This is a genomic window from Cryobacterium sp. CG_9.6, from assembly GCF_029893365.1.
In the GTDB taxonomy this organism is placed as follows: Bacteria; Actinomycetota; Actinomycetes; order Actinomycetales; family Microbacteriaceae; genus Cryobacterium.
Window position 1 is genome coordinate 431,163 of record NZ_JARXUZ010000001.1, and the last position, 18,540, is coordinate 449,702.

Here is an 18,540-nt window from a genome sequence, read left to right on the forward strand (position 1 = left end):
TGTCGCGGCACTCGTTTGCGTGACGGGCACTTGTTTGAACGCGTGCCAACCGGCTAAACGAGTGCCGCGACATGCTGCGGCATTCTGCGGCGGAGAGACTGGCGCCAAAGACACCCTCCGGGTGCGGATGGGGGTGTAATTGGCGCGGGCCGGTGACGATGCGCGGAGGTCGACGGGAACGGGGACCACACTGTCGCGGCACTTGTTTGCGCGGTGGGCACTTGTTTAGATGCGTGCCAGCCGGCTAAACGAGTGCCGCGGCATTCCGCGGCATTCCGCGGCATTCCGCGGCGGAGAGACTGGCGCCGATTACACCGTCCGGGAGCGGATGGGGGTGCGATTGGCGCGGGTCATCTAGGGTCCAGGGGCCACGGGAACGAGGGCCGGGCGTTTGGCGCTACGGCCGTCGCCGGAGGAGCGCCCGGTGAGGCGGCGACCGATCCAGGGCAGTACATGCTCACGGTAATACGCGGGGTTCCGGGCGCTGATGGCGGGGAGGGACGCATCCGTTTTGGCGGTGAATTCCTCGGGAACCGGCACGCCGAGAGCTGTCAGCACGTTGGAGGCCACCCGCGCATGCCCGAGTGCGTTGAGGTGCAGGTGATCGGACGACCAGTTGCGCAGCAGCGCGAGTTCGGGGTCAACCCAGTTATCCACGTAGGTGACGCCGGGCTGCGTGAACCGCGCCCGGGCCGCGTCGGCGAGAGTGTCACCGCGCCGCTGAATGAGTGATCCGAGCGGAAGATGCCGCGTGGGGTTGCCTCCGGTGAGCATCAGAACATGCGCGCCACCGTCGAGGGCCTGATCGACAACACGCTGAAGGAGGTCCACCACGGCCGGGATCTGCACGCGAGGCCGCATCACATCGTTGCCACCGCCGCAAATGCTCAGCAGGTCGGGGCCGAGCGCGAGCGCCGGCTGCAGCTGATCCTCCACAATGGGCCGCAGGAGTTTGCCGCGAATGGCGAGGTTCGCGTAGCTCACCGGGGTAGCGGATGCCGCGGCGAGCCCGATCGCGACCATATCGGCCCAGCCGCGCAGCTCTCCGCTCGGAAGTCCGTCGCCCACACCCTCGGTGAAGCTGTCTCCCATGGCGACGTAGCGTGCGAAAGGCGCACGCGGCGTCGTGCTACCGGGCGTCGGGCGCCTCAGGTACCTCGGTGGTCTCGGGGGCGACAGCCGATGCATCCGCTGCGTCAGTGTCGTCGAGTGGTGCGGCGCTGGCTGCGTCCGAGACAGCGACCGGGGCATCCGCTGCATCAGCGTCGTTCACCGATGCATCCGCTGCGTCGGCGGCCTCAGCAGGAGCGGCAGCGGCGGCAGCTTCGGCAGCCTCAGCGGCCGGAGTGTGCGAATCGGGTGCGGACGGCAGGCCAAGGCGGGCGGTGAGCGCATCGCGGGACTGCTGAGCCGCGCGGCGAACCTCCTTGTCGGGGTCGCGCAGACGCGCCACGATCCAGGAGAGGTGCTCCACGGTGCCGAGTGCGGATAGGGCGTGCACCGCGGCGGCGCGCACGCGGGGCGTCTCGTCGGTGGTGAGGCGGGTGAGGCGCTTCAGGGCGTGCAGCTTGCGCAGCAGGATCACCTTGGCGCACATCTCGCGCACGCGCCACGACTGGTTGTCGAGCCCGCCGATCACGGCTTCGTTGGCCGACTCGCTCCACACGTGCATGAGCGCGCGGGCACCCCACAGCTCGGGCCAGTACAGCGAGGGCGCGCCATCGAGAATGCCCTGGGCGTGATCTCCGCCCACGAAGAGCAGAAAATCTTCACCCGCGTTCTCGCCCTTGAGCAGAGCAATGGAGCGTTCAATGACCGCCGGCTCTCCGTACCGCTTGACGGCCGCAGCGATGCGGTCAGCGATGGGGAGGTCAATGGGAACGATGGGTTCTGAAGAGGAATTCTTACGCATTTGTATTAACGGTACCAACTGCGGGCGTCAACAACGACTATGCGGGTGATGTTCGAGCTAAACGGATGCGCCGGCGCTCGTCAGCACGGACTCGTCATGACCCGGCAGGGTGCGTTCAAAACCCGATGCATTCTCGAAAATGCCATAGTTGCCAATGTCGCGGTAGCCGAGGCTGCGATAGAGGGCGAGGGCTTCGGGCTGGGCGTAACCGGTTTCCAGGCGCACCCGGGCGAAGCCGAGGCTCGCGGCGAGATCTTCGAGGGCACTGAGCACGCTCGTGGCGTGGCCCTGGCGGCGATAGTCCGGGTTCGTCCACATGCGCTTGATCTCGGCGGTCTCGTCGTCATACCGGTGGATGCCGCCCCCGGCAACCGTGTGGGGTCCATCGAGCAGCACCAGAAAACCGCCGTGGGGCGCGTCGAAGTCCTCGGGTGCAACATCGTTGATCGAGTCGCCGGCGCCCTCTCCATAGCGCGCGTTGTATTCCACGCGGAGACCGGCGAGAAGTGGCACCACTTCGGGGGATGAGAAACGAACCAAGCTAAATTGCACGTAGACCAGTGTGCATGATCAGAGTGGGAAACAGCTGGTCGTGGGGCTTGCACACCTAAACTCGAAAGCGTGTCAGTAAACCCAGACCTGCAGGGGCGTGTCTTTCCGCCCGTCGCACCGTATCTCGTGGGCCGTGAAAAGGTGCGCGAGTTCTCTCGCGCCGTGTTCTCGACCCATCCCATCAACCACGACCCGGAGGCGGCCCGAGCGGCCGGCCACGCCGACGTCGTGGCACCCCCCACGTTCGCCGTGGTCGTGCAGGAGGCCACGCTGGCCCAGCTGCTCGCCGAACCCGATGCGGGCATCGACTTCACCCGTGTGGTGCACGGTGATCAGCGCTTCACCTACACGCGCTCGATCGTGGCCGGCGATGAGCTCACCGCCACGCTCTCGGTCACGAGCATCAAGTCGCTCGGCGGTCACGCCATGGTGACGGCCGTGTCCACCATCGTTGATGCGGCGGGCGACCACGTGGTCACCGCAACCTCGACCCTCGTCGTCAGGGGAGACGAATGACCCCCGATTTCACAACCCTCACCGTGGGCGACGTGGTGGCCAGCGCAAGTTTCTCGTTGACGCGCGACTCGCTCGTGCGCTACGCCGGGGCATCCGGTGATTTCAACCCCATTCACTACCGCGACGACGTGGCCGTGTCGGTGGGCCTGGCCGGCGTTCTCGCTCACGGCATGCTCACCATGGGCTTTGCCGTGCAGCCCGTGGTCGACTGGGCGGGCGACCCCGCACGCGTCATCGACTACCAGGTGCGGTTCACGCGCCCGGTGTTCGTCGACGCCGCAACCGGAGCCGACGTGACCGTGACGGCCAAGGTGGGCGCCCTTGAAGCGGATGCCCGCATCGCCCGCATCGACCTCACCGTGACGTTCAACGACCAGACCGTGCTGGGCAAAGCCCAGGCCCGCGTCAGCCTCGTCTAACTCACCCCGTCAAACGTCTGGAATCTTCGATGACCGAGCCCATAGCCTTCTCCGAGCTCACCACCATGCGGGTGGGCGGACTGCCCGCTGCCATGGTGGCGCCCGAAACCGAGCAGGCGCTCATTGACGACACCCTCGTGGTGTGGGGCATGGACGAAGAGTGGATGCTGCTCGGCGGCGGCTCGAACACGGTTGTCTGCGATGAGGGTTTCGCGGGGATCGTGATTCGCGTTCTCACCCGCGGCGTGGAGGTTGTGGCGGAAGCCGAGCAATCGCCCGCGTCCCCGGAGGCTGGCGGCCGTGTGGTTCGCCTGCGCGTGCAGGCCGGCGAACCGTGGGACGAACTCGTGGCCTTCACCGTGGACCGGGGCTGGGCCGGCATCGAGGCGCTCTCCGGAATCCCGGGATCGTGCGGCGCGGCGCCGGTGCAGAACATTGGCGCCTACGGTCAGGAACTCTCCGACAGCCTCGTGGCCGTGGACTTTCTCGACTACGAGACCGGCGAGGTGCGGCGGATGGAATCCGCGGAACTGGGTCTCGGGTACCGCACCTCCGCGCTGAAGCAGGGACTGCGCGGCGTCGTGGTGGCGATCGAGCTGAGCCTGCGGGATACCCGGGCGGACGCATCCGGGGTGGCCGTTAGCCAGCCCATCGCCTACGCGCAGCTGGCCAGTGCGCTGGGTGTCACGATCGGCGATCGCGTGGAGCTCGGCACCGTGCGCGCCACCGTGCTGGGGCTGCGTACGGCCAAGGGAATGGTGCTCGACCCGAACGATCCCGATACCGCCAGCGCCGGCTCGTTCTTCACGAACCCGATTGTCACCGAGCAGTTTGCACGCACGCTGCCGGCGAAGGCACCGCGCTGGGTCTTGGAGCCCGAGCTGCCCGACCGCATCATCCCGCTCGATGAGTACGCCGGAGTGGGGCCGATGCCGGGGATTGATGACGTGCATCCGGTGAAACTCAGCGCCGCGTGGCTGATCGAAAACTCGGGCGTGCGCAAGGGCTTTCACCTGCCCGGATCGCGGGCCGCCGTGTCGAGCAAACACACGCTTGCCCTCACGAACACGGGCGGGGCATCCGCTGCCGAGATCGCCGAGCTGGCGCGCTTCGTGCTGGGCCGGGTGCAGTCCGAATTCGGCGTGAACCTGCAGGCCGAGCCCGTTCTGGTGGGCCTCGAACTGTAGTCGGCAGCGGCTACGCGTCTTTGCGAATCCAGCGGAAGGTCACCCGGCTGAGCACGAGTCCCACGACGAGCCACAGCAGCAGGGCAATCGCCACACCGGCCAGGTTCCAGGTTTCGGTCTGCTCAACCTGCGCGAAGCTCTCCGGCAGAAAAACCGAGCGCATGCCCTGAGCCATCCACTTCAGGGGAAAGAGACTCGCGAAATTCTGCATCCAGTCGGGCAGGATGCTGAACTGCAGGTAGACCCCCGAGATGAACTGCAGAATGAGCACAATCGGCGTGACGACGGCCGTAGCGCTCTTCCCCGACCGCGGCAGCGCCGACAGCGCGATGCCGAGGAATGCGGACGTGATCACTCCCAGCACGAACACCCACGCGAAGGTCAGCCACTTCTCGGGGTCGCTCGGTAGCTCGATGGCCAGTAGAACCCGCGCCACGAGCAGCAGCAGGGCCGCCTGCAGCGTGGCGGTCACGAACACCTGCCCGATCTTGCCCAGAAAATAGCTGAACGGCGAGAGCGGCGTGCCACCCAGCCGCTTCAGAGTGCCGTCGCTCTTCTCGCCAGCCATGTCCACGGCCAGGTTCTGCACCCCGGAAAGCAGCATGCCCGCCGCGAGCATGCCCGGCAGGTAATACGCCCCCACGCTCACGCCGCCGGTGCCGTCGGGAGCCGCACCAATGTTGCCGGCCGAGCTGAATGCGGCGGTGAAGATGCCGAGCATCACGAACGGAAAGAAGAATGTGAAGAGCATCGTGTCGGGCGAGCGAAAATACAGCCGAGTCTCGTAGCTGATCCGCGAGACGCCCAGCGCAAGCATGCTCACGATCGCATACCTTTCGAAGCGGATGCCGCGGCGCCGCTCTCGACACCATCATCCGGCGGCAGGGACTCGCCCGCTGCATCGTGGCCCCGCACGAGGGCGAGGTACACGTCTTCCAGGCTCGGACGAATCACCTCCAGATCGGCGGGTTCGCCGCCGAGGTCTGCAACAAGGGCAGCCACCACGCGGGCCGGCTCAGTCGTGCGCCGTTCGTGCATCGTGCCGGAGGCGTCACGCCAGCGCACGAGCGGAATCCGTGCTTCCGCCCCGCCGATCTCATCGATCGTGCCGAGGTCAATCAGCGATCCACCCGCGATGACGCCGGCCCGGTCGCCCAGCTGCGCGGCCTCGTCGAGGTAGTGCGTGGTGAGCAGAATGGTCGTGCCGTCGGCCTTGAGGCTGCGAATGAGTTCCCAGAACTGGTGCCGGGCCTCGGGATCGAACCCCGTGGTTGGTTCGTCAAGAAAGAGCAGCTCGGGGCGTCCAATGATGCCGAGCGCCACATCCACTCGGCGCCGCTGACCGCCCGAAAGCTTGCTGATGCGGGTGGTGGCCTTCTCGCGCAGCCCGGCCGCATCAATCACCTCGTCCACGTTGCGAGGGTGGGGGTAGAACCCGGCAAAGTGCCGCAACTGCTCGACGACGGTGATGTTGCCGGTCTCGCCGCTGGTTTGCAGCACGATGCCGAGCCGCGCCTTCCAGGCCAGGCCGCCGCGTTGCGGGTCGACGCCGAGAACACTCACCTCGCCACCGCTGCGGTTGCGGTAGCCCTCGAGAATCTCGATCGTCGTACTCTTGCCGGCCCCGTTGGGCCCCAGCAGAGCGAAGGTCTCCCCGGCGGCAACGTCGAAGCTCACACCGCTGACGGCCGCCAGCGTTCCATACGACTTGTGGAGGTCACGAACGCGAACAACCGGAGCGGGAACAGTCATTCCTCCAGACTGCCGCATGCCGCTGCCCGGCGCCAGCCCGCGCGCCTCGCATCCGCTGTCAAACGGATGCCGCGGCGAGCACGACCCGTCGGCGCACCCGATATCGGTGGGCGCTACGCCGGTTCGTTAGTTGCCATGATGGTCGTGAGACATCGTGGTGACGGACGCTGAATCGGAGCAGGACATGAATGATATGGCGATAGGTCGAACGAGAAATGGTGGGCGGTCGTTTCCGTTGGCGTTTCGGATTGAGTACATACGCCGCTGGGATGAGTGCGTGGAACGAGGCGCGAAGGTGCGGTTACTGCGCGAGTTCGACTTGGCAAAGGGCACGGTGAATCGTTGGCTGAGGGCTCGCGACGATGGAGAATGGACGGCATCGATGGTCGCAACGTCAGAGAGGTCACCACAAAGAATGGACAATCGCGATCGTGCGGAGTTGGCGCGGCTGCGGATGGAAAACGAGGCTTTGAAGAAGAAGGTCGCGCAGTCCGAAGCAGCACAACAAATCTTGGGAAAAGCATTCGAGCTCTTGGACGGGATCACCACCCGCTCGAACGAGGAACAAACACCGATCCCACCAGCGTTGATGAGCGCGGGCGAGTACGCGGCGTGGCTGAAACGAAGCAAGCTGTCCTGACCTTGACGGTCACGGCACTGGCCCAAGAAATGGCGATGCCGATCGTGGACGCATGTCGTCTGGTCGGGATGCCACGGTCAACGTATTACCGGCTCAGCCGTGGCTACCAGCACTACCGCCCCGTGGCTGAGGCGATCCCGCACCGCGAACGCCGGCAACCCGCAGCCTTGGACACGCACGAGCGCGCCACGATACTCTCCGTGCTCTGCGAGCCGAAATATGAAGACAAATCGGTGGTGCAAACGTACTGGCACGCCTTCGACGCCGGGACTCTCGCGTGTTCGCAGCGCACGTTCTACCGGGTCGCCAACGCTCACCGCCTGGTCGGGGATCGTCGACGCACCCGAACCCCGCGCTCCCCGTCACCGCGCACTCCGGCCGTCGCGACGCTCAAGCCCGGGGATTTGTGGTCGTGGGACATCACCGAATTGAACGGACCCAGCTACCACGATCGGTACTACCTTTACCTGATCATTGACGTGTTCTCGCGTTACCCCATTGGCTGGTGCATCGAGACTTACATCTCGAAGAAACGCGCTGTGACACTGTTCACCGACGCGATCGCCACCCACGGCGCCCCCACAGTCGTGCACTCCGACAACGGGTCCTCCATGCGCTCCACAGACCTCATCAACGCCCTCGAGAGCAACGGCATCATCACCTCGTACTCTCGCCCCCGGGTCAGCGACGACAACCCCTTCTCAGAATCACTGTTCAAGACCATCAAGTACGACCCCAGCTCCCCGGACCGATTCGATCACCGCGATCACGCCCGCCAATGGACCAAGGACTTCTTGGACCTGTATGCCACCCAACACCGCCACAGCGGTCTCGGCCGGCACACCCCAGCATCCGTCTTTGACGGCACCGCCCACCTCATCCACGCGCAACGACAACGGGCACTGGACGCCTACTACGCCCAGCACCCCACACGCTTCCGCCAACCACCCACAGCACCACCACTACCCCAACCCACAGGCATCAACACCCACCTACTGTCTCAAGCAGGTTGACAACTACCGGGTTAGCGTAGCGGCCGCCGATCTGGGGCGCTGCGGCGCGCGGTTACCGTCGCGCCCACCGATATGAGGCGCGGCGGGCGCGCGCGGCTCACGCTGTCGCATCCGCTGTGGCATCGGTTCCCAAACGGATGCCGCGGCGAGCACGACCCGTCGGCGCACCCGATATCGGTGGGCGCTACGCCGGTTAGCGTAGCGGCCGCCGATCTGGGGCGCTGCGGCGCGCGGTTACCGTCGCGCCCACCGATATGAGGCGCGGCGGGCGCGCCGGCTGGCTAGGCGAAGAGACGCTGGAGCCGCTGAATACCCTCGAGCAGGGCATCGTCGCCGAGAGCATAGGACAGGCGCAGGAATCCGCTGGGTCCAAAGGCCTCACCGGGAACGGCGGCCACCTCGGCCTTGTCGAGAATGAGGTCGGCGAGTTCCAGCGAAGTGGTGGGGGTCACCCCGGCCCACTCGCGGCCGAGAAGCCCGGTGACATCGGGATACACGTAGAACGCGCCCTGGGGGGTGGGCGTCACCACGCCCTCGATCTTGTTGAGCTCAGACACGATGAGCTTGCGACGACGATCGAACGCATCGTGCATCTCGCGCACGGCGTCCTGCGGGCCGTTGAGGGCGGCAATGCCGGCGCGCTGCGAGATGTTGGAGACGTTCGACGACAGGTGCGACTGTAGGTTAGCCGCGGCCTTGATGGCGTCGCCGGGGCCCACCATCCAGCCCAGGCGCCACCCGGTCATGGCGTACGTCTTCGCGACACCGTTCACCAAAATGGTGCGATCGGCGAGGGCCGGTACGGCCTCAACGATCGAGACCGCGCGCAGGCCGTCGTAGACAAGGTTCTGGTAGATCTCGTCGGAGATGACCCAGAGGCCGTGTTCCTCGGCCCACTCGCCGATGGCCGTGGTCTGCTCGGGCGAATACACCGCACCGGTGGGGTTCGAGGGCGACACGAAGAGCAGCACCTTGGTGCGCGGCGTGCGCGCTGCCTCGAGCTGGTCGACGGTGACGAGGTAGCCCTGGTCACTGCCGGCAAAGACGTTGACTGGCACGCCGCCGGCCAGACGGATGGCTTCGGGGTACGTGGTCCAATAGGGCGTCGGTACGATGACCTCGTCGCCCGGATCGAGCAGTGTGGCGAAGGCCTGGTACACGGCCTGCTTACCGCCGTTGGTCACGACAACCTGGCTCGGGCTCACCGTGAGGCCGCTATCACGCAGGGTCTTGGCCGCAATAGCCTCACGCAGTTCCGGCAGACCGGCCGCCGGGGTGTAGCGGTAGTTCTTGGGATCGTGAACGGCCGCGAGGGCCGCCTCCACAATGTGGGCAGGCGTGAGGAAGTCCGGCTCGCCGGCCGCAAAGCTGATGACCGGTCGCCCGGCAGCCTGCAACGCCTTCGCCTTTCCGTCTACCTTGAGGGTCGCCGACTCTGCAATGGAGCCGATCCGAGTGGAAATTCGCTTGAGTTCGTGTGCCACGGTACGAGCATACGGGTCGCGTGCTCACGTGCGCGAGAACTGAACCGTGAATCTGCCGTCACGCCTCAGACATCCGCTGCCCCAGCAATGCCCGAAGTACCCGCCCACGCGCTCGCGACGCGGCCTCAGCTTTACACCCGGCTCCGAGTCACCTAGACTTGCTCAGGTAGTTGAACTCTGCAATGCTTTTCTGCGCCTTTTTAGTGTGGAACGGCATGCGGCGGACACTCCATAGGGTGGTGGCTCAATTGGTAGAGCAGCGGTCTCCAAAACCGCAGGTTGCAGGTTCGAGTCCTGTCCGCCCTGCAAGTCGGTGGTAAATCCATCGGCCCATGAAAGGTGTAACAGGTGGCCCGAAAAGTTATCGACGAACCCGGTGAGGAAGTCGTCGCGAACGCAAGAATGGCCCGCGATTCCAAACGCGGTCCTTTCGCTCGGCTGTCCCTGTTCTTCCGACAGGTCATTGCTGAGCTGCGCAAGGTCGTAACCCCGACCCGCAAGGAGCTCCTCAGCTACACCGGTGTCGTGCTTGTTTTCGTCGTGATCATGATGGCTATCGTCTCCGCATTTGACTGGGTTTTTGCCCTCGCGGTCACCTACGTTTTCGGCACGCCGTAACCGTTCGAGCAGCTCGATTCATGGCAACGCCGTACCGGCGGGTTTCCTGCCGAAGTAAGCGACATAGAGAAGGATTGAAATTTAGTGACTGAGACGAAGCACGACGATGTCGACTGGGCCACTGCCGCCGAGCAGTCGGGCGACGACGACGAAGCCCAGGAGGGCAACACCCTCGCCGCCGAAGAGAGTTCGGTAGAGGCCGCAGAGCACGCCGCCCTGCACGTTATTGACGAGAATGACGATGTCGAGGTCAACCTCGACGCAGCTCTCGATGCGCTGGCCGACTCAGCTGACCCCGCTGCCGATGCACTCGTCGACGACGCTCTCGACATCGATTCCGTTGAAGAAGCGGATGCTTCGGTTGAGGCCGTCGAGGATGAGGCCGAGCTCGTTGCTGAGGAGGCTTCCGCAGAAGCCGCCGACGCGGACCCGTACGACGCGTTCCGCAAGGAGCTGCGTTTCCTGCCGGGCAAGTGGTACGTCATCCACTCCTACGCCGGCTTCGAGCGCCGTGTGAAGTCGAACATTGAGAACCGCAAGCAGTCGATGGCCATGGAAGATTTCATCTACCAGGTCGAGGTTCCGATGGAAGATGTTGTCGAGATCAAGAATGGCCAGCGCAAGATGGTCACTCGCGTGCGTATCCCTGGCTACGTGCTGGTGCGGATGGACCTCGACGAGGACAGCTGGTCGGTTGTTCGTCACACTCCCGGCGTCACGGGCTTCGTGGGCAACTCCCACAACCCCACGCCCCTGCGTTTCGAAGAAGCCTTCGGCATGCTCAAGGGTCTCGTCGAGATTCAGGAAGCACCCGCAGTCAAGGGCAAAGCAAACGGCGGCAAGTCTGCTCAGCGTGTTATTGCAGCCGAGGTCGACTACGAAATCGGCGAGACGATCACCATCAAGGAAGGTTCGTTCGCGGGCCTGCCCGGTTCGATCAGCGAGATCAAGCCGGAGAGCGGCAAGCTCATCGTGCTCGTGTCGCTCTTCGAGCGTGAGACCCCGGTGGAACTCAGCTTTGACCAGGTCACCAAGCTCTAGGTTCGCCTAGCTCGCTCCCCCAACCACCGGGGCCCATCCGGGCCACCGGGAGAGCAGCCCTTCGGGGCCGCTCGAAAACGAAAAAGAAGGAAGAACAATGGCACCGAAGAAGAAGGTTACAGGTCTGATCAAACTTCAGATCAAGGCCGGCGCCGCCAACCCCGCACCGCCCATCGGGCCGGCACTGGGCCAGCACGGCGTCAACATCATGGAATTCTGCAAGGCCTACAACGCTGCAACAGAAGCCCAGCGCGGAAACGTCATCCCGGTTGAGATCACCGTGTACGACGACCGCTCATTCACGTTCATCCTGAAGACCCCGCCCGCAGCGGAGCTCATCAAGAAGGCTGCCGGCGTTGCCAAGGGCAGCGGAACCCCGCACACCGTCAAGGTTGCCAAGCTCACGCAGGCACAGGTCCGCGAAATTGCCGAGACGAAGATGGCTGACCTTAACGCCAACGACATCGACGCAGCCGCGAAGATCATTGCCGGTACCGCCCGCTCCATGGGCATCACGGTCGAGGCCTAAGCCTCACCCGCTGGCGTTTTCGCCTTCAGTTATCAGCACGTCGTGGAAGAGCCAGCCAGGCTCACGAAAACCACATCCTCAGTACACACAGGAGATTTCACATGGCAATTAAGTCAAAGGCCTACCGCGCCTCTGCCGAGAAAATCGGCGCAGACACGTTCTACACGCCGGCCGCAGCCGTCGCTCTCGCCAAGGAGACCGGCTCGTCCAAGTTCAACTCCACCGTTGAGGTTGCTTTGCGCCTCGGAGTGGACCCCCGCAAGGCTGACCAGATGGTTCGCGGTACCGTGATTCTTCCTCACGGCACCGGACGCACCGCCCGCGTCATCGTCTTCGCAACGGGCCCCGCCGCCGAGGCAGCTATTGCTGCTGGCGCCGACGAGGTTGGTGGCGACGAGCTCATCGAGAAGGTAGCCGCTGGTTACACCTCGTTCGACTCCGCTGTCTCCACCCCCGAGCTCATGGGTAAGGTTGGACGCCTCGGAAAGGTGCTCGGCCCGCGTGGCCTCATGCCGAACCCGAAGACCGGAACCGTGACGCCCGACGTTGCCAAGGCCGTTTCCGACATCAAGGGCGGAAAGATTGAATTCCGCGTTGACAAGCACGCCAACGTCCACTTCGTTGTGGGCAAGGCCAGCTTCTCCGTTGAGCAGCTGAACGAGAACATCGCGACCGCTCTCGAAGAGGTTGTTCGTCTCAAGCCGAGCTCGTCCAAGGGCCGTTACATCACGAAGGGCGTCGTCTCGACCACCTTCGGTCCCGGCATCCAGCTTGACGTGAACGCGATCTAAGCTCAGCCACACCGTACGTCGCTCCATAGAAGAAGGGCCCATCCTCGGATGGGCCCTTCTTCTGTTTAAGCCGGTGTTAGCCGATGTAGCTCATCACGTGCTTGAGCCGGGTGTAGTCCTCCATGCCGTACATGGACAGGTCCTTCCCATAACCGGAGTGCTTGAACCCGCCGTGCGGCATCTCGGCAACGAGGGGGATGTGGGTGTTGATCCACACGCACCCGAAGTCGAGGTTCTTCGCCATGCGCATGGCCGTGCCGTGATTGGACGTCCACACGGATGATGCCAGGCCATACTGCACATCGTTCGCCCAGGTGAGTGCTTGCGCCTCATCGGTGAACTTCTGCGCGGTGATCACCGGGCCGAAGATCTCGTTCTGCACCGCCTCGTCGGTCTGCAGCAGGTTGGACACGATCGTCGCCTCATGGAAGTAGCCGCGCGTACCCTGGCGGTGCCCACCAAGTTCGAGGGTGGCGTGGTCGGGGAGACGCTCAATCACGCTCTGCACGCGACCCAGCTGATCAGCGCTGGAGAGCGCACCGTAGAGGATTCCCTCGTCGAAGGGAGCTCCGGTGCGGGCGTTCTCTTTGGCGTACGCGGCAAGAGCCGCCATGAACTCGTCGTGGATGCCCTCCTGCACGAGAACACGCGTGGCGGCGGTGCAGTCCTGCCCACCGTTGTAGAAGGCTGCGCCCACAATGCCCTCCACTGCACTTGCAATATCGGCGTCGTTGAAGACGATGGCCGGTGCCTTGCCCCCCAGCTCAAGGTGAACGCGCTTGAGGTCGAGGGCGGCCGCTCCGGCCACCTCCATTCCGGCCCGCACCGAACCCGTAATGGATACGAGTTGCGGGGTGCGGTTGGTGACGAGGGCGCGTCCCGTTTCGCGGTTTCCGGTGACCACGTTGAACGTTCCCGCCGGCAAAAACTCGGACGCGATCTCGGCGAGCAGCAGCGTGGATACGGGGGTGGTGTCGGAGGGCTTCAGCACGATCGTGTTGCCGGCCGCGAGAGCGGGCGCGATCTTCCACATCGCCATCATCATCGGGTAGTTCCACGGCGTCACCTGACCGACGACACCGATCGGCTCGCGGCGCACGAAGGAGGTGTGATCCTTCATGTATTCGCCGGCGGACTTGCCTTCAAGCAGTCGAGCCGCGCCGGCAAAGAAGCGCAGCTGGTCGATCATCATGTCGACCTCTTCGGCCACCAGCCCCGGGCGAGGCTTGCCGGTGTTTTCGCTCTCGGTGTCGGCCAGTTCCTCGGAGCGGCCCTCGAGGGCATCAGCGAACTTCAGCAGCGCGTGCTGACGTTCACCGGGCGTGGTTTCACCCCAGGTCTCAAAGGCGGTGGCCGCCGAACGGTACGCGCCGGCAACATCCGCTTCGGTGGAGACCGGTGAGGTGGCGTACACGTCTTCCGTTGCCGGGTTGACAATGTCGAGGCGCTCGGTTGCGGTTGATTCCGCGTAGTCGCCGTTTACAAAATTGTGAAGTTCACGAGTGGCCATGGCGGTCCTTTCGCACAGAGGAGAGGCGACGCCGGTGGGCTCGAACGGGACAACCCTGTCGCCTCGGGGCATTTCACCCTATAGCGACGATACCGCACCGCGCGTTGACGGCTGTCGTCCTCGGGTCTTTCCGGAGAGCGAACACATGGAATCGGGAATTTGTCTACCCCCCTTAGGATTTTTTCCAGCTGTGGAATAATTCGGTGTACGTGTGATTGACGGCAACGACGGGGACACCAAGAGATGGACGTGGGTGACGTGGCGCAGACCGGCGGTCAGGCGGCCTACGAACTTTTGCGCGCACGCATCCTGTCGGGTGAACTTGCGGCGAACGCCACACTGCGGGAGCAGGCGCTGGCCCAAGAACTCGGCGTAAGCCGAACGCCCGTGCGTGAGGCGCTCAGACGGCTCGATGCGGCCGGACTCGTGGCCTTCGTGCCCAACCGTGGTGCCACAGTTTTGGCCTGGTCGCTCGAGCAGATGCGGGAAACCTGCGTCGTGCGTGCGTCGCTGGAAAGTCGAGCGGCTGCCCTCGCTGCGGAGCGCATTCAGGCTGTTGACCTGCACCTGCTGGCACTGCTGATCGAGCGGATGGAGCCGTTTGTCACGGCAACGACGGATGTTGAGATTTCCACTCTCGGCCGTCTCAATGCTCAGTTTCACCGCACGATCGTGTCTGCTGCGGGAAGCCCTCAGCTCCTCACCCTGATCCAATCGGTGTCCCGTGTGCCCCTGATGGAGAGTATGTTGCGTGCGAATGGCGCCCTGTACCGGGCGCGGAGTAACCATCAACATCGAGATATTCTCACCGCGTTAAAGTCCCGGGATCCGCTCTGGGCCGAAGCGGCCATGCGTTCACACGCTCTTGCCGCACGAAACACCGTGTTGGGCGGGGAGGAACCGGGCGCCCGGCGCTCGGCCTCCACCGAGGAGCAGCAGGCGGAAGGCGTGACGAGGGTTACTGACTAGCGATAGCAGTCTCTTACTCTGCGGCTAGATCTGCGTTTCGTGCGGCGACCAGCCGCTGACTGTGCTCATGCTGGGGGGAGTGCAGAAGCTCCGCTACCGACGCGTGTTCCACGATCATGCCCCGTTCGACCACGGCAACCTGCCTGCAGCTCTGCGCCACCATCGACAGGCTGTCGGTCACAATCACCAGCGTGAGGGCCAGCTCCTGGTGAAGGTCGTGGAGGAGATCAACGACCGCGTGGGCGTCGTTCGGGCGGAGGGAGCTGGTGGGATTGTCGGCGACCACCAGCAGGGGATCGCACGAGATTGCACCGGCAATGAGCACGCGCTGTGCCATGAACGGTGTGAGGTCAGCCGGATACAGATCGAGAAGTGCCCGCGGATCGGTGAAACCCACCCGGGCCAGGAGCTCCAGCGAGAGGCTGCTGGAGGCGCGCCGCGAGAATCCCATGGTGCGACGCAGAGGTGTCTGAAGATGGTGCGCGATGGTCAATGTGGCGTCCAGGCTACGCGCTGGGTCGCGCGGAACAAACGAGATGTCCGTTCCCCGCACGCGGGCGAGCCGACGCTCCGGAAGGCCCACGAGTTCGATACCCGTGAAGAGGATCGAGCCGCCGGTGAGGCGGTCCGTTGACGTCAACAGCCCGCTCAGGGCCAGGGCGATCTCCCGGGCTCCGGAATCGGAATCCCCCAGCAGCCCGACGATTTCCCCCTGTGTGATCGTGAGAGTAACGCCACGCACGACCTCGAGAGCGCCGGCTGACGGCGAGACGCGCAGCCCTCGCACGTCGAGGAGCGCCGACGACCGGAACCAGGTGGATGGTCGTGGCTCGTCCAGCATTTGTGTGTCTGAGTCTGTCGGGTGCTGTGCGGTTTGTGTGGTTTGTGTGGTCGTTTCCGGTTCGTGCGGGGGGGGCGTTTCGGCGTCGTGCGCGCGCGGTGAGACCCCAGGCAACCGCGGAGCCCCCGGCGAGCAGCAGCATCGTCAGGGGTGTCCCGGCAAGAATCGCATCGCCGAAGTGTGGTCCCTCGTCGACAGCCTGCGCAGAGTTGCGCACCATCCACGCCGCAACGGGTGAATCCGAACCGTCTCGCTTCACCAGTACTGCGTCACGGGCGAGGAGGGCGGCGAACAGCCCCACCAGGTGCAGGCCGAGGAGGGTGACCACGGAGGCGCGACTGCGCCGAAACACCTGCGCACGGACGATGCCGGGCTGCGACTGGCCGCGACTGCGGAGCGTGCGCACGACATCGCTCTGCAGCAAACCGAGCGATGCGACCGTGATCTGCCGGGCGATGGCCGTCGCTGTTCCGAGGGTGAGGGCAATCAGGGGAACGGCCAGCGAGGCGCACCAGCCGAGCAGGAGTGCACCAATGGTGGTGTGCGTTAGGACCGTGAACGGTGAGTCGGGCGCGGTGAGCGCGGGGGAGAGGGCCAGAGCGACCCACACCACCGCAGCGGCGTTCCCCGCGAGGCCAACGGTGAACAGGGCTCGATCGAGGCGAGGACCACGCGTGGCGGCGAGTGCGCCGAGCGCGACTCCGAGTACGGCAGCGACGATCGTGGTGAGCAGGGCCACGGTCATGGCCGCGGGCATCCGCGTGACCAACCAGGCACCGGCCACATCACGAGGTACCACGGCGATCATGGCGATCATGATGGTGCAGAGGGCCACAATGCTCAGCACGGGGAGCCACACGTGCGGCAGTAGTGAACCGGCCGAAGTGCCCCGACGCTTCGGCACGGTGTCGACGGGCGTCATGGTGGGTCGCATTCGTGGTTCAGGGAGAGGCGGGATCTGCTCCCCCTGATTGTATGCAATATGTCGAATTAAATCTGCACTGGCCAGAAGATTCAGGCCGTAACTAATTTATGTCACGTTTTTTGCATACAACATGACGGATAGCCGAAGCCGTCTGTTCCGCAACGGGACCCCGGGCGGCGGCCTACGCGGTGGCATGCTCCTTCGGGGAGTGGTTCTCCAGAAACTGGTAGACCTCTGTCTGGTCGACGCCGGGGAACGTCCCGGACGGGAGCGCGGCGAGCAAACTGGTGGGGGTGCGAGCGGCCGGCCAGGAATTCGCCGCCCAGCGGTCGGCGAGGTTGCTCGGCGGCATCCGGCAGCACGACTCGTCGGGGCACTTTGAGACGGAGCGGTTGGGGGTTTCGCGTCCTCGGAACCACTTCACCTCACTGAACGGCACGCCCACGCTCACGGAGTACTCGCCCTCCTTGGCTTTTTCAATGCGTGAGGTGCACCAGAAGGTTCCCGCCTGCATGTCGGTGTACTGATAAAAAGCACTGAAGCGGTCAGCCACATCAAAGACGGTTCGTGCTGTCCACGTGCGGCACACCGTGGCGCCCTCGACGGCGCCGAGGGCATCGCTCGGAAACCGCACCGAGTCGTTCTCGTAGGCCTTGATGATCGTGCCGGATTCATGCACCTTCATGAAATGCACCGGAATATCCAGACGCGCCGTGGCGAGGTTCGTGAACCGGTGCGCGGCTGTCTCGTACGACACGGAGAACGCGTCACGGAGGTCTTCCATCGAGATACGGCGCAGCGACTTGGCCTCGGTGAGCATGCGCACCGCGTCACGCTCCGGCAGCAGAATGGCGGCGGTGAGATAGTTGGTCTCCACGCGCTGGCGCAGAAAATCCGCGTAATTTTCGGGCTCCTCGTGGCCACAGAGGATGCTTGCAAAGGCTTGCAGAATGGGGGGTCGGGAGTCCCCTGACGAGGATCGTTCCGTGGGAAGGTAAATGCGTCCGTTGAGTTTGTCGGTCACCGAACGGGTGGAATGCGGCAGATCCTGCACGTAGTGCAGGGAATACCCCAGGTGCGTGGCCATGTCAGCGACCACCTGTTGCGACACCGGGCCGCCGGAATGGCCGACCGCTCCGAGTAGCTCAAGGGCGAGCGCCTCCAGCTCGGGAAAGTAATTATCCTGCTGTCGCATGATGGCCCGGAGCTCCGCATTGGCCCGCCGGGCCTGCTCAGGTGTGGCCGCCCGCTCGCGGTGGAGACGGTCAATCTCGTTGTGCAAACTCAGGATTGTCTGCAGGGTTTCGTCGCTCTGCCCCTTTGACACCCGGATGCGGGGTAGGCCGAGGGCTTCGAACACGGGACCACGCTGGGCGCGCTCGACCGAAATTTCGAGCGCCGCACGCGCGGATGGCGCATCCGTTTTCAAGAGGTCGTCAACGGTGGTGCCGAGGGCGGTGGCGATGGTGCGCAGCATGGACAGGCGCGGTTCGCGCTTTCCGTTCTCGATCATCGACACCTGCGACGGCGCCCGGTCGATGGCTGCGGCCAACGCGTCGAGGGTCATGCGGCGCTCGCCGCGCAGTTCGCGGATGCGACGCCCGAGCACGAGCGCATCGAACTCTGACTCCTCTTCGATGAGAGGCGGAAGGGTGACGGTACCGGAAACGACCATGCCACAGTGTGGCATGAAAAAGTTGCGCGAAACAGAAGAACAGACATTATTCTCTCGAATGTTTTCGGTTGAGGTCGCTGTAGTGGAGACAGAGTTGACTCGTAGCAAAAATTCGCCATCACAACTCAGCTCGCGCCGGGTGGCACCCACAAACACACGAAGGAGA

Annotated in this window: 19 protein-coding genes, 1 tRNA gene and 1 pseudogene; 11 read left to right on the forward strand and 10 right to left on the reverse strand. The window is 64.4% G+C overall.

Annotated elements, in window-relative coordinates; genetic code table 11:
- Window positions 1–354: 354 nt before the first annotated feature.
- From H4V99_RS02065 to H4V99_RS02075, 3 genes are read right to left on the reverse strand one after another with little or no spacing between them, the layout of a single operon-like run.
- Window positions 355–1,092 carry an SGNH/GDSL hydrolase family protein gene (locus H4V99_RS02065; RefSeq protein ID WP_280675084.1) on the reverse strand — a complete coding sequence of 246 codons (738 nt, stop codon included), beginning with the start codon at window positions 1,090–1,092 and terminating at the stop codon, window positions 355–357.
- Between the two features lie 37 nt (window positions 1,093–1,129).
- Window positions 1,130–1,912, reverse strand: coding sequence for a HEAT repeat domain-containing protein (locus tag H4V99_RS02070; RefSeq protein WP_280675086.1), 783 nt, complete (start codon window positions 1,910–1,912; stop codon window positions 1,130–1,132).
- A gap of 57 nt (window positions 1,913–1,969) precedes the next feature.
- On the reverse strand, window positions 1,970–2,464 hold the full coding sequence (locus H4V99_RS02075; RefSeq protein ID WP_280675088.1) for a GNAT family N-acetyltransferase: 495 nt from the start codon (window positions 2,462–2,464) through the stop codon (window positions 1,970–1,972).
- 69 nt (window positions 2,465–2,533) lie between these two features.
- On the opposite strand from H4V99_RS02075, the gene H4V99_RS02080 reads away from it, so the two are divergent.
- From H4V99_RS02080 to H4V99_RS02090, 3 genes are read left to right on the forward strand one after another with little or no spacing between them, the layout of a single operon-like run.
- Window positions 2,534–2,980, forward strand: a complete 447-nt coding sequence (locus H4V99_RS02080; RefSeq protein ID WP_280675089.1) for a MaoC family dehydratase N-terminal domain-containing protein — start codon at window positions 2,534–2,536, stop codon at window positions 2,978–2,980.
- Window positions 2,977–3,399: a MaoC family dehydratase gene (locus tag H4V99_RS02085; protein WP_280675091.1), complete on the forward strand. Its 423-nt coding sequence runs from the start codon at window positions 2,977–2,979 to the stop codon at window positions 3,397–3,399. The genes H4V99_RS02080 and H4V99_RS02085 overlap by 4 nt, the downstream gene beginning before the upstream one ends.
- Before the next feature lie 29 nt (window positions 3,400–3,428).
- Complete coding sequence (locus tag H4V99_RS02090; RefSeq protein WP_280675093.1) at window positions 3,429–4,586, forward strand: UDP-N-acetylmuramate dehydrogenase; 1,158 nt, start codon at window positions 3,429–3,431, stop codon at window positions 4,584–4,586.
- 10 nt (window positions 4,587–4,596) lie between these two features.
- Here H4V99_RS02090 and H4V99_RS02095 read toward each other — a convergent pair whose 3' ends face one another.
- Together H4V99_RS02095 and H4V99_RS02100 are read right to left on the reverse strand one after the other, a co-directional pair.
- The gene (locus H4V99_RS02095; RefSeq protein WP_280679901.1) at window positions 4,597–5,403 is read right to left on the reverse strand and encodes an ABC transporter permease; all 807 of its coding nucleotides are present in this window, start codon (window positions 5,401–5,403) and stop codon (window positions 4,597–4,599) included.
- 2 nt (window positions 5,404–5,405) lie between these two features.
- On the reverse strand, window positions 5,406–6,338 hold the full coding sequence (locus tag H4V99_RS02100; RefSeq protein ID WP_280675095.1) for an ABC transporter ATP-binding protein: 933 nt from the start codon (window positions 6,336–6,338) through the stop codon (window positions 5,406–5,408).
- A gap of 277 nt (window positions 6,339–6,615) precedes the next feature.
- Here H4V99_RS02100 and H4V99_RS02105 point away from each other — a divergent pair, with 277 nt between their 5' ends.
- Together H4V99_RS02105 and H4V99_RS02110 are read left to right on the forward strand one after the other, a co-directional pair.
- Window positions 6,616–6,978, forward strand: a complete 363-nt coding sequence (locus H4V99_RS02105) for a hypothetical protein (RefSeq protein ID WP_280674508.1) — start codon at window positions 6,616–6,618, stop codon at window positions 6,976–6,978.
- Window positions 6,951–7,991, forward strand: coding sequence for an IS3 family transposase (locus tag H4V99_RS02110; RefSeq protein WP_280674510.1), 1,041 nt, complete (start codon window positions 6,951–6,953; stop codon window positions 7,989–7,991). The genes H4V99_RS02105 and H4V99_RS02110 overlap by 28 nt, the downstream gene beginning before the upstream one ends.
- 281 nt (window positions 7,992–8,272) lie before the next feature.
- On the opposite strand, the gene H4V99_RS02115 is transcribed toward H4V99_RS02110, so the two are convergent.
- Window positions 8,273–9,475, reverse strand: a complete 1,203-nt coding sequence (locus H4V99_RS02115) for a pyridoxal phosphate-dependent aminotransferase (protein ID WP_280675097.1) — start codon at window positions 9,473–9,475, stop codon at window positions 8,273–8,275.
- Between the two features lie 233 nt (window positions 9,476–9,708).
- Here H4V99_RS02115 and H4V99_RS02120 point away from each other — a divergent pair.
- The 5 genes from H4V99_RS02120 to rplA all read left to right on the forward strand — a co-directional run bounded on the left by H4V99_RS02120 (window position 9,709) and on the right by rplA (window position 12,454).
- A tRNA-Trp gene (locus H4V99_RS02120) sits at window positions 9,709–9,781 on the forward strand.
- A 42-nt stretch (window positions 9,782–9,823) separates the two neighbouring features.
- Entirely contained in the window at window positions 9,824–10,093 is a 270-nt protein-coding gene (secE, locus tag H4V99_RS02125; protein WP_280675099.1) for a preprotein translocase subunit SecE, read from the forward strand.
- Between the two features lie 84 nt (window positions 10,094–10,177).
- A complete protein-coding gene (nusG, locus tag H4V99_RS02130; protein WP_280675101.1) occupies window positions 10,178–11,134 on the forward strand; it encodes a transcription termination/antitermination protein NusG in 957 nt (318 codons plus the stop codon).
- Window positions 11,135–11,231: 97 nt separating this feature from the next.
- Entirely contained in the window at window positions 11,232–11,663 is a 432-nt protein-coding gene (rplK, locus tag H4V99_RS02135) for a 50S ribosomal protein L11 (RefSeq protein ID WP_280675103.1), read from the forward strand.
- Between the two features lie 101 nt (window positions 11,664–11,764).
- Window positions 11,765–12,454 carry a 50S ribosomal protein L1 gene (gene rplA / locus H4V99_RS02140; RefSeq protein ID WP_280675104.1) on the forward strand — a complete coding sequence of 230 codons (690 nt, stop codon included), beginning with the start codon at window positions 11,765–11,767 and terminating at the stop codon, window positions 12,452–12,454.
- A 76-nt stretch (window positions 12,455–12,530) separates the two neighbouring features.
- Here the strand turns inward: rplA and H4V99_RS02145 are convergent, their stop codons facing one another.
- A complete protein-coding gene (locus H4V99_RS02145) occupies window positions 12,531–13,964 on the reverse strand; it encodes a gamma-aminobutyraldehyde dehydrogenase (RefSeq protein WP_280675105.1) in 1,434 nt (477 codons plus the stop codon).
- 249 nt (window positions 13,965–14,213) lie between these two features.
- Here H4V99_RS02145 and H4V99_RS02150 point away from each other — a divergent pair, with 249 nt between their 5' ends.
- Entirely contained in the window at window positions 14,214–14,933 is a 720-nt protein-coding gene (locus H4V99_RS02150) for a GntR family transcriptional regulator (RefSeq protein ID WP_280675107.1), read from the forward strand.
- A gap of 13 nt (window positions 14,934–14,946) precedes the next feature.
- Here H4V99_RS02150 and H4V99_RS02155 read toward each other — a convergent pair whose 3' ends face one another.
- The 3 genes and pseudogenes from H4V99_RS02155 to H4V99_RS02165 all read right to left on the reverse strand — a co-directional run bounded on the left by H4V99_RS02155 (window position 14,947) and on the right by H4V99_RS02165 (window position 18,374).
- Entirely contained in the window at window positions 14,947–15,774 is an 828-nt protein-coding gene (locus H4V99_RS02155) for an ATP-binding cassette domain-containing protein (protein WP_280675109.1), read from the reverse strand.
- Window positions 15,775–16,060: 286 nt separating this feature from the next.
- Window positions 16,061–16,708: pseudogene (locus tag H4V99_RS02160) on the reverse strand (ABC transporter permease subunit); the annotation flags it as partial.
- A 172-nt stretch (window positions 16,709–16,880) separates the two neighbouring features.
- A complete protein-coding gene (locus tag H4V99_RS02165; protein ID WP_280675111.1) occupies window positions 16,881–18,374 on the reverse strand; it encodes a helix-turn-helix domain-containing protein in 1,494 nt (497 codons plus the stop codon).
- Between the last annotated feature and the right edge of the window lie 166 nt (window positions 18,375–18,540).